This window comes from Longitalea arenae, from assembly GCF_016924755.1.
GTDB lineage: Bacteria > Bacteroidota > Bacteroidia > Chitinophagales > Chitinophagaceae > Niastella > Niastella arenae.
In genome coordinates, this window is record NZ_JAFFJX010000001.1 from 353,084 (window position 1) to 368,894 (window position 15,811).

13 protein-coding genes are annotated in these 15,811 nt (G+C 44.3%); 3 read left to right on the forward strand and 10 right to left on the reverse strand.

All coding sequences use genetic code 11. The features are described from left to right. Positions 1-123: 123 nt before the first annotated feature. Positions 124-819 (reverse strand): YjjG family noncanonical pyrimidine nucleotidase, encoded by a 696-nt coding sequence (locus tag JT717_RS01575; RefSeq protein ID WP_205508430.1) that lies wholly within the window; start codon positions 817-819, stop codon positions 124-126. 126 nt (positions 820-945) lie between these two features. Between JT717_RS01575 and JT717_RS01580 the strand changes: the two genes are divergently transcribed. Both JT717_RS01580 and JT717_RS01585 read left to right on the forward strand, forming a co-directional pair. After that, positions 946-1,647, forward strand: a complete 702-nt coding sequence (locus JT717_RS01580) for an SDR family oxidoreductase (RefSeq protein WP_205508431.1) — start codon at positions 946-948, stop codon at positions 1,645-1,647. Positions 1,648-1,964: 317 nt separating this feature from the next. After that, positions 1,965-3,707 carry a BatD family protein gene (locus JT717_RS01585; RefSeq protein WP_205508432.1) on the forward strand — a complete coding sequence of 581 codons (1,743 nt, stop codon included), beginning with the start codon at positions 1,965-1,967 and terminating at the stop codon, positions 3,705-3,707. 78 nt (positions 3,708-3,785) lie between these two features. Here JT717_RS01585 and JT717_RS01590 read toward each other — a convergent pair whose 3' ends face one another. The 5 genes from JT717_RS01590 to JT717_RS01610 form a co-directional block, all read right to left on the reverse strand. Next, a complete protein-coding gene (locus JT717_RS01590; RefSeq protein WP_205508433.1) occupies positions 3,786-4,487 on the reverse strand; it encodes a response regulator transcription factor in 702 nt (233 codons plus the stop codon). Continuing rightward, a complete protein-coding gene (locus tag JT717_RS01595) occupies positions 4,477-5,469 on the reverse strand; it encodes a sensor histidine kinase (RefSeq protein WP_205508434.1) in 993 nt (330 codons plus the stop codon). Before JT717_RS01595 ends, JT717_RS01590 begins: the two co-directional genes overlap by 11 nt. Positions 5,470-5,487: 18 nt before the next feature. After that, complete coding sequence (locus JT717_RS01600) at positions 5,488-5,979, reverse strand: gliding motility lipoprotein GldH (protein ID WP_205508435.1); 492 nt, start codon at positions 5,977-5,979, stop codon at positions 5,488-5,490. Positions 5,980-6,135: 156 nt separating this feature from the next. Next, positions 6,136-7,011, reverse strand: a complete 876-nt coding sequence (locus tag JT717_RS01605; protein ID WP_205508436.1) for a YicC/YloC family endoribonuclease — start codon at positions 7,009-7,011, stop codon at positions 6,136-6,138. A 99-nt stretch (positions 7,012-7,110) separates the two neighbouring features. Continuing rightward, positions 7,111-7,695, reverse strand: a complete 585-nt coding sequence (locus tag JT717_RS01610) for a pseudouridine synthase (protein ID WP_205508437.1) — start codon at positions 7,693-7,695, stop codon at positions 7,111-7,113. A gap of 644 nt (positions 7,696-8,339) precedes the next feature. Between JT717_RS01610 and JT717_RS01615 the strand changes: the two genes are divergently transcribed. Further along, positions 8,340-9,287, forward strand: a complete 948-nt coding sequence (locus tag JT717_RS01615) for a UDP-3-O-(3-hydroxymyristoyl)glucosamine N-acyltransferase (protein ID WP_205508438.1) — start codon at positions 8,340-8,342, stop codon at positions 9,285-9,287. A 121-nt stretch (positions 9,288-9,408) separates the two neighbouring features. Here JT717_RS01615 and JT717_RS01620 read toward each other — a convergent pair whose 3' ends face one another. The 4 genes from JT717_RS01620 to JT717_RS01635 all read right to left on the reverse strand — a co-directional run bounded on the left by JT717_RS01620 (position 9,409) and on the right by JT717_RS01635 (position 15,747). Beyond that, positions 9,409-10,152, reverse strand: a complete 744-nt coding sequence (locus tag JT717_RS01620) for a LytR/AlgR family response regulator transcription factor (RefSeq protein ID WP_205508439.1) — start codon at positions 10,150-10,152, stop codon at positions 9,409-9,411. Continuing rightward, positions 10,149-13,049: a sensor histidine kinase gene (locus tag JT717_RS01625; protein WP_205508440.1), complete on the reverse strand. Its 2,901-nt coding sequence runs from the start codon at positions 13,047-13,049 to the stop codon at positions 10,149-10,151. Before JT717_RS01625 ends, JT717_RS01620 begins: the two co-directional genes overlap by 4 nt. Before the next feature lie 131 nt (positions 13,050-13,180). After that, the gene (locus JT717_RS01630) at positions 13,181-14,263 is read right to left on the reverse strand and encodes a carboxypeptidase-like regulatory domain-containing protein (protein ID WP_205508441.1); all 1,083 of its coding nucleotides are present in this window, start codon (positions 14,261-14,263) and stop codon (positions 13,181-13,183) included. Between the two features lie 485 nt (positions 14,264-14,748). Further along, positions 14,749-15,747, reverse strand: coding sequence for an NAD-dependent epimerase/dehydratase family protein (locus tag JT717_RS01635; protein ID WP_205508442.1), 999 nt, complete (start codon positions 15,745-15,747; stop codon positions 14,749-14,751). Positions 15,748-15,811: the final 64 nt, after the last annotated feature.

Consider the following 15,811-nt stretch of genomic DNA (forward strand, 5'->3'; position numbering starts at 1 on the left):
CTGGCAAACGGGCAACCGATACGGGCGCAATCAGTAACACAAAATATTAAACAAGGTGAGCTTCTTATCAAGGCTCACCTTTTCATTTATAGTGTGCCAGCTTTACCGGTGGCAAATTTCATCTTAAAATATATTCTCCAGCTCTTTCAGTGAATAAACCGTATAGGTGGGCTGTATGGAAGGGGCAATGTTCAAATGATTCATGTACACCTGGTCGATGCCGGCGTTAATGGCGCCCTGGATATCTACTTCTACATTATCACCGATCATGATGCTTGTTTCGGGTAATGCTTTTGTTTTTTCAAATGCATAATGGAATATTTCTTTGTTCGGTTTTATATAACTGCTTCCTTCTGATGTGATCACTTCGCCGAAAAAGCTGTGGATACCCGCATTTCTTAATTTGTAATGCTGTGTTTGTTCAAACCCGTTAGTGATGAGGTGCAGCTTATATCCCTTACCGGTTAAATATGTTAATATTTCTACAGTGTGCGGAAACAATGTTTTGCGCGTGGGTAAAAGGTCGAGGAAACGTTTTGCCATATCCATGGCCAGGTTCTGGTCGCCTATTTTAAAATCGAGCAGGGTGAGCCACATACGCTTCCAGCGCAGGTCGTCTATTTTGATAAATCCTTTTCTGAACCGGTCCCACAGTTTTTCATTGTGCAGAAAATAACCTTTGTAGAACAATTCGAAGCTATGAACACCTTTTGAGGACAGGTCATAGGAGTGATAGAGGTCTTCAAGGGTTTGGCGACTATTGGTTTCGAAATCCCACAAAGTATGGTCGAGGTCAAAAAAGATGTGCTGGTACTTCATGACGCAAGTTACGAAATCGTGTCGTTTTCACCTGATGCAGCAGACCGCTCTATACATCTGGCAAACGCTCTATGTACCAGCTAATAGTGCTTTGTGCTGACCTGTTTTGTAATTAATTTAGCAATTATGAATGTTATAATTACCGGTGCTTCAAGAGGATTAGGCAAAGCAATTGCCCATGTATTTGCACAGAACGGCCATGATCTGGTACTTACTTCCCGTAGTGAAGTGGCTTTGTATAATGCAGTGCAGGAACTGATGACCATGTATCCGGATGTTAAGGTAAAAGCCAAAGCATTCGATCTTTCGGTAAAAGGGCAGGCGATTGAATTTGGCCAATGGATCTTGAGTCTGGACCTTTCCATTGATGTACTGGTTAATAATGCCGGTTTATTCGATCCTGGCAGCGTGCACAATGAGCCTGATGGTACGCTGGAGCATATGCTGGCGGTGAACCTGTACAGCGCCTATCATGTGACCCGGTCGGTGATCAATCGCATGATTGAACAAAAAGGCGGACATATCTTCAACATGTGTTCCATTGCTTCACTGAAAGCTTACCCGAATGGAGGCGCATACAGCATCAGTAAATATGCCCTGGCCGGCTTTTCAACCAACCTGCGGGAAGAAATGAAACCGCATGGTATCAAAGTCACTGCAGTTTATCCCGGCGCTGCCTATACCGATTCCTGGGAGGGCAGCGGTGTAAGCCGCAAACGCATTATGGAAGCGAATGATATTGCGAAAATGGTTTATATGGCTGCTCAATTATCGCCACAGGCCTGTGTGGAAGAGATCGTACTGCGTCCTCAGCTGGGCGACCTGTAATTCAATTGGTAATCACAATTGACAATCGGCAAAGATCAATAGACTGTTGGCGCTTAGTTGTTTAGGATTGATGATCCCAATTTGACTGTACAGGCAATGACTTTTTTTAATGCCTTTACCATTCAACCTTGTCTATTGCCTGTTGTCCTTTGCCTATTGGTTTAACTGTCCTTTAACGCTTAGATGTTGAGCGGCCTAAACCGGCAAAATTTATATTTGTTACAGTCATAATCATTGCTGATCCTAAAATAGCAAGCATCAGGAAATATCTACATATCATTTTATTAACGCTGTTTTGCTGTCTGGCCCCGGGGCTGTTGAAGGCGCAGGTAAGATTTTATACGCTGGTCAGCGAGTCAACCATTTCGGTACGCCAGACCTTCCAGGTGCAGTATATTGTTGAAGGGGCCAGTAACATCCGCCAGTTTAAAGTACCCCGGTTTAAGGATTTTGAAGTAGCGGAAGAGTTTGATTACAATTCATCGCATTTGGGCCGCGGCCTCGATACTTATTCCAAAATTATAGTGCTGTTATCTACCCGGAAAGGAAAGTTCACGATTCCCGGCGCTACGGCTATCATCCATGGAAAGCCCATGCATTCCAATTCTGTAAAGATCGCGGTAAAACCAGGTGTTCCTGGTATGAACAATATCGATCCTGATGATATTGACACGGAAGAAGAATCTGTATTACATCCAGGTGAGGACATAAAAGATAAAATAGAAAAGAATTTATTCCTGCGCGTTGAGACCAGCAAAACGTCCTGTTATGTTGGTGAACCATTGATGGTGGTTTATAAAGCCTACTCGCGCCTGAATGCCAATTCACAGGTAGTGAAACGGCCCTCTTTGACCGGCTTTAGTGTAATGGAAATGGTGGATGCCTATGATGGCCGGCCGGATATTGAGAGGTTGAATGGCCGTTCGTATTATACGAACCTGGTGCGCAAAGTACAATTGTTCCCGTTGCAGGAAGGTACTTATACCCTTGACCCGGCTGAGATTGAAAGTGTTATTCACTTTATAAAGACCGATGAGCCGATGGGCAAAAAAGGCGGGTCATGGTCGGGCCGCAATAGCCGGCCCATGTTCCCGACGGCTATCAATCATCGCACTATCTTGCGTACGGAGCCTAAAAAAATTACCGTAAAGCCTTTGCCTACGGCCCATCAGCCCGCTGATTTCTCAGGCGCGGTTGGTCAGTACACCCTTATGGTTACTGTACCCGATGCTCCCATACACGCGGGTGACCTGGTAAAAATACAGGTAACTATCAGCGGTAGTGGTAATCTTTCACTGCTTACACCGCCAGCCATTAAATGGCCTAAGGGCGTAGATACGGCAGAACCTGCTGTAAAGGAAAATGTAAACAAATATGTTTTTCCGTTAAGTGGTTCCAAAAGTTTTGAATATTCCTTCGCTGCTCCCGATACCGGGGATTATGTTATTCCTGCTGTACACCTGCCGTATTATGATCCCGTTGAGAACAGGTATAAGACCGCTTCCAGCGATTCTATTACACTGCATGTATTACCGGGATTGCCGAAATCAGATACCGGTCGTGTTGCTTCTGCTGATCCCGTTTCTGCAATTAAACCACATTATTTCTGGTTTGCCGGTATTGTACTGGTTATTATTGCCAGTATTGTATACCAGGTTGTTTCTTTACAAAGGGCGAAAAAGAAAGCAATGATACAGGCAGCCGCGGCTCCCGTGCAGGAGCCCCCTTCTGCTGAAAAAATGGTGCACGAATTAACGGCGGGCGCCAAACAGGCTTTGCAAAACCAGCAGCAACAGGCCTTTTACCGGGAAGTACAGAATGCACTTTGGAAGGTTGTGGCCAATAACTGGCAGGTATTGCCTTCCCGAATGAACAAGTACCACATCACTCAATTGTTGATAGAAAAGAATGTAGCGGTGGAAACGAGCCGCCAGTTTTCGGCTATACTTGATGAATGTGAATGGGCGCTGTACACGCCGGGGCAGTCTGTAAGCAGTATGGAAGCCCTGTTAGACAAAACGGAGCAGCTTTTAAAAGAATTGCTGGCTGTTAAAGCCTGATTTGACCGGCAGCCTCCGAAGTACTCAATGGTTAAGTTTGTTACTTACACTTTTATTTTTTTTGGCCCTTGCCAATTACTACTCCGTGTATTTATAACCAACACCCCGTACAGAATGAAAATAACGGGGATTACGGCTGTCGTGTTCAAAATATTTACGAAAATTCAATATGAAGTTATCGATGGTGCGGGTGGTTGGGTATACGTTGTACCCCCATACGGTTTGTAAGATCTTTTCCCTGGGCACCACATCATTTTTGTTTTCGAACAAGAGCTTCAGCAGCATGGCTTCTTTTTTACTGAGTTGAATGCGTTCCCCTTCTTTGGTGACTGCTTCCTGCGCATTAAAATCAATAGTGTGCCCGCCAAACTGGTAAGTATCACCCACCGTGTCCTTGTCCTGCATCTTTTTATTCTTTTCAATCAGCTTCTGCACGCGCAGTAACAACTCTTCGAGGTTAAAGGGTTTGGTGAGGTAATCATCGGCGCCTTTCTTTAAGCCAAGTACCCTGTCTGAGCTCGTGTTTTTCGCGCTGAGGATCAAAATAGGCACCTGATTGTTTTGAACGCGGATGGTTTCGGTTATGCTGATGCCATCAACGTCGGGGAGCATTACGTCGAGTATGATGAGATCAAAGTATTCGCTGTGTATTTTTTGCAGGGCTTCACTGCCGGTAAAGGCGGAAGTAATTTCATACCCTTCCAGTTCAAGGTTCAGCTTGAGCGCTTCATGCAGGTTTTCTTCGTCTTCAACCAGTAATATCGATGGTTTATTGTTCATGGGTATGTTTTACAGTAAAACTTACCATAAAATTACTGCCTCTGGGTAAATTATCAGTCACCTTGATCTGTCCATTATGATCTTCTACAATCTTTTTACAAAGGTAGAGTCCCAGGCCGGTGCCCTTGGTGGTGCGGGTGGTTTCATTGCCTATGCGGTAGAACTTTTCGAAGATCTGTTTTTTCTCATTGCCTGGTATGCCGGGCCCTTCATCAATGACCTGGAAGAGGATGGTCCTGTTCTTTTGAAGCAGCTTGATAGTAATGGGCGCTTCTTTGGGTGAATATTTGATGGCATTTTCAATGAGGTTGTTCACCAGTATCTGTAACAGTAAGGGGTCACCGTTAATGTCGATTTCGGATTCTACTTCACATTGCCAGGGACGGTCGGGGAACCGGTTCCTGAATTCGCTGACGGCGGTCTTTACCAGGTCGCTCAATTCAAGTTCTTCTTTTGCCATGCGGTATCGGCCGCCTTCCAGCTGGGATGATACCAGGATATTGCTTACCAGGGTATTCAGCCGGTTCGTTTCCTGCAGGGTGGCCTGCAGCATTTTTAGTTTTTTTTCGTCTGACAGGGAATACTTGAGCAGGGTTTCGAGGTTAAGCTTGGCCACCGCAATAGGCGTTTTCAATTCATGCGTAATGGCCATCATAAAGTTCTCCTGCTGATATTGTAATCGTATTTGTCGCCGTACGGCCTGGTAAACAAATATGGAAGCTATTAATATTACGATCAGAAATGTAGCGCCTTCGCCAATGTATTGAACGTCTTTTATATGTTCTTCGTCGGCAATTGCCTGGTATTTAATTTGGAAGGCCGGATCATCGAGTTTAAGCTCGCTGAACTTATACTGGGCCATGCGGTCGTTCTGTTTTTCGAGGGCAATGAACCACCATACCAGCGCTACTATTATGTAAGCCAGCAGAAGCCAGTAAACAATACTGGCAATGGCGAGACGCTTTTTAGTAAATATGTCCATGAGCCAACATATGATTGCCTAAAGTACTTTTTCAAGGCGGATCCCTACATTCATAACGTTCTTCAAAGGGTCTTCCCGCATGATGTTTTCCAGCTTGAAGCGGTAAATGCCTGCGCTTAGCCTTTCGGGAGAATTCGGGGGAGTGATCATGATACGGTGTTCGAAAATATCGTCCATACCACTGGCCAGCCAGCCTTTGTCGTCGGTTGCCAGTTGCAGGTTAAGCGGCTGGTTATTGATAACCCCCTTGGGGCTTTCGGTATGAACATTGATCCAGATATTCTTATAGCGATAGGCGTCGGTATGCCGGATCACAATATAAATATTGAACCGGGCCGTGGTGTCTTTGGGTTCTATATTGAATGCTATTTCGGGTTTATAGCTACTGGCCCAGGATTGCCGGGGAATGGTGGCGTGCTTTTCAAAAACATCTACAGTACCACAACCCGGGAGAACGAGGTACGAAGTAAGGAGGAGGAAGAAGTAAGAAATAAACTTGCTCTTATTCAAGGGACACTGTTTTTACAAAGATAAGGATCAGGTTATAAGGGTGCAAGCGCTCGGGGCCGCAGGTGTAAGGCTCAGGTTAGAGGTGAAAAGCGCAAGGCTGAAGGCACAAGGCTTGCATGATAGCGGGTATTCCTTGTACCTTGGGCGCTTGTACCTTTAAAGAACGTTCAGTACCTGTTCTTTTGCTTTTTCCAGCTCATCTTTCATAAGTACCACGCACTTTTGAATGGATGAATCGTAAGCTTTGGCGCCGGTGGTATTGATCTCCCGGCCGATCTCCTGCAGTACAAATGATAGTTTCTTGCCTTTACTGTCTTCCGGCTCACTTAAAATGTTCTTGAAATATTCACAGTGGGTCTTTAAACGCACCTGTTCTTCGCTGAGGTCGATCTTTTCGATGTAGTAGATCAGTTCCTGTTCCAGGCGGTTCGGATCGTAGTTCTCTTTCCCCACATTTTCTTCCAGCACTTTGGTCAATCCTTCCCTGATCTTTTGTTTGCGCAAAGGTTCCAGGGTAGCAATGATCTCCTGTTGTTTTTGAATATTGCTTATGCGCAACAGCAGGTCGCCTTCCATGATCTTGCCTTCTTCTAGGCGGTGCGTGGTGAGGTTCTCTATTGCCGCTTCAATGACCTTCTGGAAATGGTCCCATTCTTCGTCGGTCAGGGTTTCACCGGTAGGGGTGATCACCTCCGGTAATTTGATAAGGGTGCTTAAGATATGTGAGGGATCGAGGTTCAATGCCTGTGATAGTTCTGCAATCGGCTGATAATAGGCTTTTGCCAGGTCGGTGTTTATGCTTACCGGTTTTGCAGCGCCGCTTTCCTTGAGGCTGATCGTACAATCTATGGTTCCGCGGCCCAGTTTTTTAGATAACAGTGTTCTTATATCAAATTCGAAAGGCTTCAAAAAAGCCGGTATTTTTAATGAGAGTTCAAATTGTTTTCCATTCAGCGATTTAATGTCAACCAGGAAGGTCTTATCTCCCACGGTTTGTTCACTTCGTCCAAAGCCGGTCATTGATTTCAACATAACGTACCTTTTTTTAGCAAGGTAATGAATAAGTTGCAAGTAAAGCCACAAGATTCAGGGGCCTGGGCGCCCCTGAATCTTGCGGTAAAGCATGCGCCTTTATCCAAATAAGCGGGTATAGATGTCGTTTTTATTCATTTCGCGCATGTCGCCTGGTAATAATCCTTCCAGACTGATTCCACCAATGCGGTAACGGATCAAACGCAGGGTAGGGAAGCCGGTTTGAGCAGTCATTTTTCTAACCTGCCGGTTTTTACCTTCTGTTAATACCAGTTTGATCCAGCTGGTTGGAATGTCTTTCCGGAATCGAATGGGTGGATGGCGATCCGGAACAGGCGGTGTGTTAGTGAAACGCGTTGCTTTACAAGGCCGGGTCTTATATTTCTTACCGTCGATGGTTATTGAAACCCCCGATCGCAATTCCTGCAATGCTTGTTCATGTATATCACCATCCACCTGTACCCAGTATTCCCTTTCGTGTGCAAAAGATGGATTTAACAGCCGGTGATTCAATGAGGCATCATTGGTAAGCAGAAGCAATCCTTCACTATCGTAATCTAAACGGCCAACAGCATATACATCAGTTGGCACGTTAAAGAATGTTTTCAATGTTTGCTTTCCTTCTTCAGAAGTGAACTGCGATAGTACCTGGTATGGTTTGTAGATAATGAAATAGCGATGCATACAAAAGAAAATCTCCCGGTGAGCCGGGAGATTCATTATGTGGATGGGTTAGTAAGTACCGGGAAATAAATTTCCCTCCACAATATTAAAAATAATTTTTTCTATCTAAAAAAATTTTCTAATAAATTTTATTCACATTTTTTTTATGTAATGGGGAAAAGCGAAGCCGTAATTCATCGTTAAGTGCAATGCTGAGTACAAATTTATAACCTCTTCATGTTATCTGCAATGCTACTCACTGTTTTTTCATTCGCTGAAACATGCATGTACAGCGGGTTCTATGCAATGCGTTGTGAAAGAGATATTATAACACGTAATCAATTGCAGGTTTGATGAACAACATGACTAAACATACATCGCAGTAAAAAAATCCATTGATGAAGCCGGTAAGCGTCCTTCTTTTTTTGGCAAAAAGATGATGGAAAAGGATAAATACTGCCGGCAATGGCTGTTCTGAATGATGTAACCGGTTGTTGAAGCGGGTATGAAGTACCCGGATGAGTAATAAACGGATGGTGTTATAGAAAATTCACGATGACAATGATTACCTGAACCGGTAATATATCAGAAAACATGAAACTGATGGGAATAATTACCCGATCGGTGTGCGTAACGTGCGTTACTTTTGCCAAAATTCATTGGATATGAAATTTCCTGCTCCCGTTTCGGTAAAATGGATAGCCAATTTGATAGGCGCTGAGCTTACAGGCAATACAGAAGGAATAGCTACAGGTATAAATGAGATCCATAAAGTAGAACCCGGTGACCTGGTATTTGTAGATCATCCCAAATATTACGATAAGTGTTTGCAATCTGCAGCCACTTTTATCATTATCAACCAGAAAACAGATTGTCCTGCAGGAAAAGCATTGCTGATCGTTGACAAACCTTTCGATGCGTATCAAACCATTGTACGACATTTCCGGCCTTTCAAACCTGCCGATAAACCGGTGAGCGACTCGGCTACTATTGGTGAAGGAACCTATATTGCGCCCAACGTTTATATCGGGCACGAAGTAATTATTGGCAGGGATTGTTTCATCGGTCCCAATGTTACCATATTAGACCACTGTGTTATAGGCGATAACGTGATCATACAATCGGGTACGGTAATAGGATCAGACGCTTTTTACTACAATACCAGGAAGGACCGTGAGGTTTGGTATAAGAAGATGGAAAGCTGTGGCCGGGTGATCATTGAAAATGATGTGGAGATCGGTGCAGGTTGTACCATCGACCGGGGGGTATCGCACGATACCCGCATAGGCCGGGGCAGTAAACTCGATAATATGGTTCATATTGGTCATGATACTGTTTTGGGCACAAACTGTTTACTGGCTGCACAGGTGGGCATAGCGGGCGCCACAACGCTTGGCAATGGGGTTATTTTGTGGGGGCAGGTTGGGGTTTCCAAAACACTTACCATTGGTGATAATGCGGTACTGCTTGCCCAAAGCGGGGTGCCTTCATCCCTGGAAGGTGGTAAGGTATATTTTGGAACGCCGGCTGAGGATGCTGTTGCCAAAAAAAGAGAGCTGGTGTGGGTGAAGCGGATACCTGAGATCTGGGAAAAAATCAAAGCACTCAAATAGTGATCTGTAATTTTTGATTTCGAGATCTTGAGATTTGGTGATTTGTTCCAATTCGAACAGTCCGGTAAATCGCAAAATCGCAAAATCTCAAAATCTCGAAATCCCTGAAACGCCTGCTTAGTCATTTAAATTTGGAGAGAAACTCATCCTTCTTACGCATAGAAACCTCTATCATAGTCCCATCTTCCATTTCAATGGTTCCTCCTCTGCCCCGGTTATATTTTTTTATAAAAGAGTGATTGATGATATAGGATTGGTGTATCCGGGAAAAGGTTTCAACGGGTAGGATGTCTTCAAATTCTTTTAATGTACGTGACACCATTATCTTTTGCTGATCGTGCATATATACAAATGTGTAGCTGCCTCTTGCTTCCAGCCAAACCAGTTCATTGATGTTTACAAAGACCAACCCGTCGAGCGTAGGCAACGCTACTTTTTGCAAAACAGGTTTGCTTACCGACAGGTTGAACAGCAACGTATCAATTTTCGTGGTAATATTTTTTGTCTTAATACGTTCGGCAGCTTTCTGCACCGCTGCCTGAAGCTCTTTTATATTAACTGGTTTCAATAAATAATCAAGGGCCGAATATTTAATGGCATTGATGGCGTAATTATCGAAGGCTGTAACAAATATTATTTCAAAATTAACCGGCGAGAGGTTATTCAGCAGTTCAAAAGCATTGCCAAATGGCATTTCAATATCGAGAAATACCAGGTCGGGTTGCGTATGCAGGATCAGGGCCTGCCCGGTACGGATATTTTCAGCCTGGCCGATCAGTTCTATGAGCGGGCAGTATTTCGTTAAGAGCTGTTTAAGCGCCTCGATATTATTGGGTTCATCGTCAATAATGATGGTGCGTATCATTTTTTCACAGGTTTTAAAGTAATGGTATGGGGAAAACGTATGGTAACGCTAGTGCCTGTGGCCTGGCCGTTTTCATTGGTCAGATCGTTTATTTCAATGGTTATGGGATCAGTTAACTGACGATTTAAAATGTTTATTCTTTCTGCGGTCAGCGTCATACCTTTTGATTGATACTCAACATGCATTTGTGATCTATAGGCCTGGGCTTTTTTACGTCCGATGCCATTGTCCTGAATAATACATACAAAGCCGTCGTTGCTTTTCAGGAAGCTGATATCTATGCGCCCGGCCCCGTTTTCCTTATATCTGATGCCATGCCGGATGCTGTTCTCAATATAGGGTTGCAAGATCATTGTGGGAATATGAACCATATCGGCATCTATCCCGGGATCTGTTTCAATGGTATAATGGAATGAGTGCCCAAAGCGCATCATTTCCAGCTCGAGGTATCGCTTCAGGTATTTTATTTCGTTAGTAATGGAGATCGTGCTTTTTTCTGAATTATCGAGCGTTTGCCTGATCAAATGGGCGAACTCCGACAGGTACCAGTTTGATGACTCCAGGTCGTTTGTTATTATAAAATTCTGAATACTGTTTAGGCAGTTAAATATAAAATGCGGGTTCATTTGCGCCCGTAATGCCATTTGTTCCAGTTCATTCAGTTTTTGCTGTATGGAAGTTCTTTCCTGTTCTTCCCTGCGCAGGATGCTGAAGCGCCAGGCAACCAGCATCCAGGTGATCAGCACCGCAGCCGCAATGACCAGAACCTGGAAGGGCAGTGTTTGCCAGAATGGGGCTTCTATTATAAAGGCAATTTTTACGGGATTGCTGATAATGCCTTTCTTATTTACGGCGATCAACTCAAACTCGTACCTGCCGGGTGGGATGGAAGGATACTCGAGCATGGTTTGAACCGTGGAATCCCAGTTATTCGTTAAACCCTTCAGCCGGTAGCGGTACCAGATACTGCCGCCTGATTTAAAGGAAATGCCGGCATAGGAGATCTTTAAGCTGTTTTCGAGGTAACTGAGCTTGTAACTGTCCTGCAGTGGCTGCGCTTTATTCCCTACTGAAATCTCGAGGATGCGCAAATTGCATTTGGAGAAATCGGCTACTTTGGTTTCGTCGAACCAGGTAAGCCCGGCAGGAGAACCCACATAAATAGTATTACCGTCAACATATATGGCATTTATAATGTCGGTGGGCAAGCCGTCGGAAGTACTGTAGGTGGTAACAGGATATGGGGTCTGACTGATATTAATTTTGTTGAGTCCTTTGTCGGTGCCTACCCACAGGAAATTATTATTTACGAACAGGGTTCTGCAGATATTACTTGAAAGACCTTCCTGGGTAGTGATCTGGTTGATCACCCGGCCATCTTTCATGCAAACGACACCGGCGCCATAAGTAGCAATCCAAAGCCGTCCGTCGGTTGATCTGGCAAAATAACTGATCCGTTGGCGTAATGGTGCACATTCATCGCCCAGGTAGCGAACCTGTTTGGTTTTTGTTACAATGTATAATCCGTTTATGGTTCCTATATAATAATCGTTATAATAACAGCAAACGCTGGTTGTACGATTGTTCCAGATGGTGTCCCTTACTTCCAGTTTATCCGGATCAACCAGTACGGTCCTTTTAGCGGTACCTACCAACAACAAGCCATTTTCCAGCTCGTCGATTGATTTTAATGCATAAGTGCGGGAGCAGCTTTCGATCCCTTTAGGCGTTTTGTTTATCAATAGTCCATCAGAGCCAATTAACAGGGTGCCTTTTTTTGTTCGTTTGAGGCAGGTTACCCGGTTGCTTGAATTGGCGTTAGAAGATCGTTCAAACTCGGGATTCAGGTTCAGGGTATCTATGCCGCTTCCCTGCCTAACATACACCCGGCCGAACGCGGCGCCAGCATATAACCTGTCATTTACTTTTGTGAGCGAAAAGATCTCTGAGTTCCGGTTCTCCCGAAAGTAATAGGTTTTAAATGCCCGGGATGCCAGTTTATAAACACCTTCCCCCAGGGTAGCGAACCAGATATTCTTTTCTCTGTCGATCAGGCAGTGGCTGATCTTTTTATCTTTCAGAAATCGTTCCTCATAATGATCGAATGTGGTGGTGTCTACCATCCACGCACCGCTCCATGTATTAGTAAACAACAAATTATCAACGTTCCTGGTATAATCCTCGCTTGTGAATTTTAAACGGAGCCGGGCCTCTTGCAGTTTTGGGTGCCATGCCACTGGGCGGGCAAGCGTACTGCAGGGTACTTTATTCATCTTTCCGTCGCTAACGATAAAGCACTGGGTGTTTACGTTCAGTTGAAAACCCCTGCCCAGCGGGTTAGGCCTAAGAAAAACGCGGTTTCCCTCTAAACTCGCGTTATATACTTTAACGTCGTTGCGGGGAGAAATGATGATGACCCCATTATCTGTTACAAACCCAATTTCCTGTTCTGAGCTTTCATGAAATATACTGATAACAGATGTGAGGTGGATCTTTTTAAGCAGCGGGTCGTTTTCCTGGTTATATATTTTTCCGTTATAATAATAGCAGACGTTATTTTTAAAGGGAGCCATCCAGATCCTTCCTTTTGAGTCGGCAAACAGTTTTATAATTTCTGTTTCGGGCAAGCCGTCGCTGGTAGTAAAGTTCTTAAAATTGGTGCCATCAAAGCGGCTGATGCCGGCTTCTGTGGCAAACCAGATGAAGCCTTGATTATCCTGGCAAAGGTCATACACGGTAGAGCCCGCCAGCCCGTCCTTTACATCATAATGAATGAAACTATTTTCCTGGGCAAAAGAGGTATGAACAGTTAATAAACCGGCGACTATCAAAAGGCATGCGATAAAGCGTTTGATGATCACAGCGTGTGTAAGTGCTATGATGGCAAGGGTCCCCATAAGCGAAAGGTTTTCCGATAGCCGGCTCTCTTTTCAGCGGCTATCGGAATTCCGTTTGAAGGTATCAAAAAAAGGTATTAGGCGGGTATTTTAAAATGCAAAGGTTTTATTAAAGAGCGGTAGATATAATGTTACTGATATATGTAATCGTAAGGAAGCAGTTCGGCCAGTTTTTTCCAGGCCCAGTAACCGGTATTAATAACATCGTATTGCTCGTAGAAGTAGCCGTTCTTTTCAATCACAAAGCCATTGGCCACGTCCAGTACCGTTATCTGAAAGCGTGTATTGGCCGGTAATTTATATTCTTCCAGGAATTGTTTATCGGGGCGAACCCTTTCATAGCTGATGCGGTACTGGCCTGACCAGCCGATCTCCACATCACCACTATCGGCCAGGTAGTCCTGCTCGTTGTAGAGGTCCGTTATAAATGTACCCTTTACACTTTGCGAGTCCTGATTCAGCTTTTCAACAATAAAACCCTCCTTTGTCAGGGTGCTATCGTAGAACGACCGCATAAAATGCAGGCGCGAGCCCAGGTATGTACGTGCCCGGTTCTTTTTCCATTGGGCTTTAACTTCTTCCGTACTATCCATTTCCTGGAATAATGGCGATCCGGTGTATTGGGTAATATTGCTGGAATAATCGTAGCTGAAAGAGTCGAGCTGGTACCTGATCTTATAGCCGAGAGAATAGTTGTTGATAATAAGATCTTCGCGAGCGGTGATCTTTAAGCGATTTCTTTTTTTGCTATAAAAAAAACGTAATACTTCGGGGTTCTGAATGGTGCACTGGCTGGCAAAGCCGGTATTGCCGATAAAGTTCTGGGTAAAGAATTTCCCGTATTTAGCTAATCCCTCCGGGTCTTCGGTGCTGGCCACTACGGCTACTTCTGATAAGGATTGATTTACTTTGGCCAGTTCCACGAGCATGGTATCGGCAGTAGCCTGGTTATCGGAAATACGAAATACTTTTTTTTCATATCCTGTATAGGTAACTACCATATCGTATCCGCCGTTCGGCAGGCGCATATAAAACAAACCCTGGTTATTGGATACAGTTCCCTGGGTGGTATTCTGACAATACGCTGAGGCGTTGGGCAATGGCTGTTTGGAGTCTGCGTCGATCACTTTCCCGATTATAGAAAATGATTTTTCCTGTGCTATTGAAATGGAATAACAGGTTACGGCTAACAACAGGACGATTAAATTTTTCATGCGATATCTAATATTGTTAAACTGGCCGCATGTAATTCGCCTTAAAAATTTTCATCGCGCTTTAAAATGAAATTGCTCAAAAATTTCTAAGGCTCATTTCATGCGATCTTTAATATTGTTAAACTGGCCGCATGGAATTCGCCTTAAAAATTTTCATCGCGCTTTAAAATGAAATTGCTCAAAAATTTCTAAGGCTCATTTCATGCGATATCTAATATTGTTACACTGGCCGCATGGAATTCGCCTGCGGCTGATTTCATGCGATCTTTAATTTTGAGGCCGGGCTTTTACGTTGACCCCTATGTGGTTTTTGCTAAACGGTTTGTTTACCCAGGTATAAACCGGCCTATGCAAACAGTTGCCCCCTTTACAACGTTTTACCGGCATTGAAAGTATTGAATGGGTTTTGATCGGCATACAGTTCCCGGGTTAAATTTATTTAACATATTAGCCTGTGCCGGCATGTATAACAAGTATTTTGCCAGTTATAGTGGTTGCAAATTGGCCAGGTACTGCTGGCAATCTTTCTGAATAGCTTTTTCCAGGGGGGTAAAGGAGAATCCGGGCAGCGCTTTTAAAATCTTGCTGTTATCGAAGTAGGTAATGCTTTGGGCCACGCGGGCGCTTTGACGGGTAAGCAATGGTCTTTTTCCTGAGAACATGGCTTTTAATTTTTCCATCCGCCAGGCAATGCTGCCCATCAGGGGAGTGGCTTCTTTGTGGGGATGTTTCTTGCCAAACCCATCGGCGATGGTATTCAATAATTGCTGAAAGGTCCAGTTATCGCCGTTCACAATAAATCGTTCGTGAGAATGGTCGCTTTCCATCAGCAATACCGTGGCTTTTGCCACATCGGTTACTGCTACAAAACCATTTATTCCTTTGGTGAACCAGGGAAATTCCTTGTAAACGCTTTTAAAGATTGCACAGCTCGACAGGTTCCAGTCGCCATAACCAATCACCGTGCTCGGGTTTACAATAACCATATCCAGCCCTTCTGCAGCGCCGCGCCATACCTCGAGCTCGGCGTGGTGTTTACTAATGGCATAGGTGGTGTGCCATTTACCCGGTTGCCATTTTTTTTCTTCTGTAATTGTTTCGCCGGTGGTAGTGCGGCCGATGGCTGCCACTGAACTGATGTGCACAAAACGCCGGATATTATTCTCCAGCGCGAGGTTCACCACGTTGGCCGTACCTTCTATATTGAGCTTATAGATCGCTTTTCTTTCGCTATCGCTGAACGATACTTTGGCGGCCGCATGAATAACTGCATCTATTCCTTTCATGGCGTCATCGAGCGATACTACATCGAGTATATCGCCGGCAACCCATTCCACTTTATCATTGATGTGTGCAGGAATAAAAAAAGGAGTTCCTTTACTATGCCGGATTGCCCGAACAGCATAGCCTTTTTCCACCAGTTCTTTTATGATGTATGCGCCTATAAAGCCGGAACCGCCTGTAACGAGTATTTTGGGTAACAAGTGTTATTATTAACAGGGCACGAAGATAACCTTTCTATAACAAAACGGGTCAGTAGAAACACAT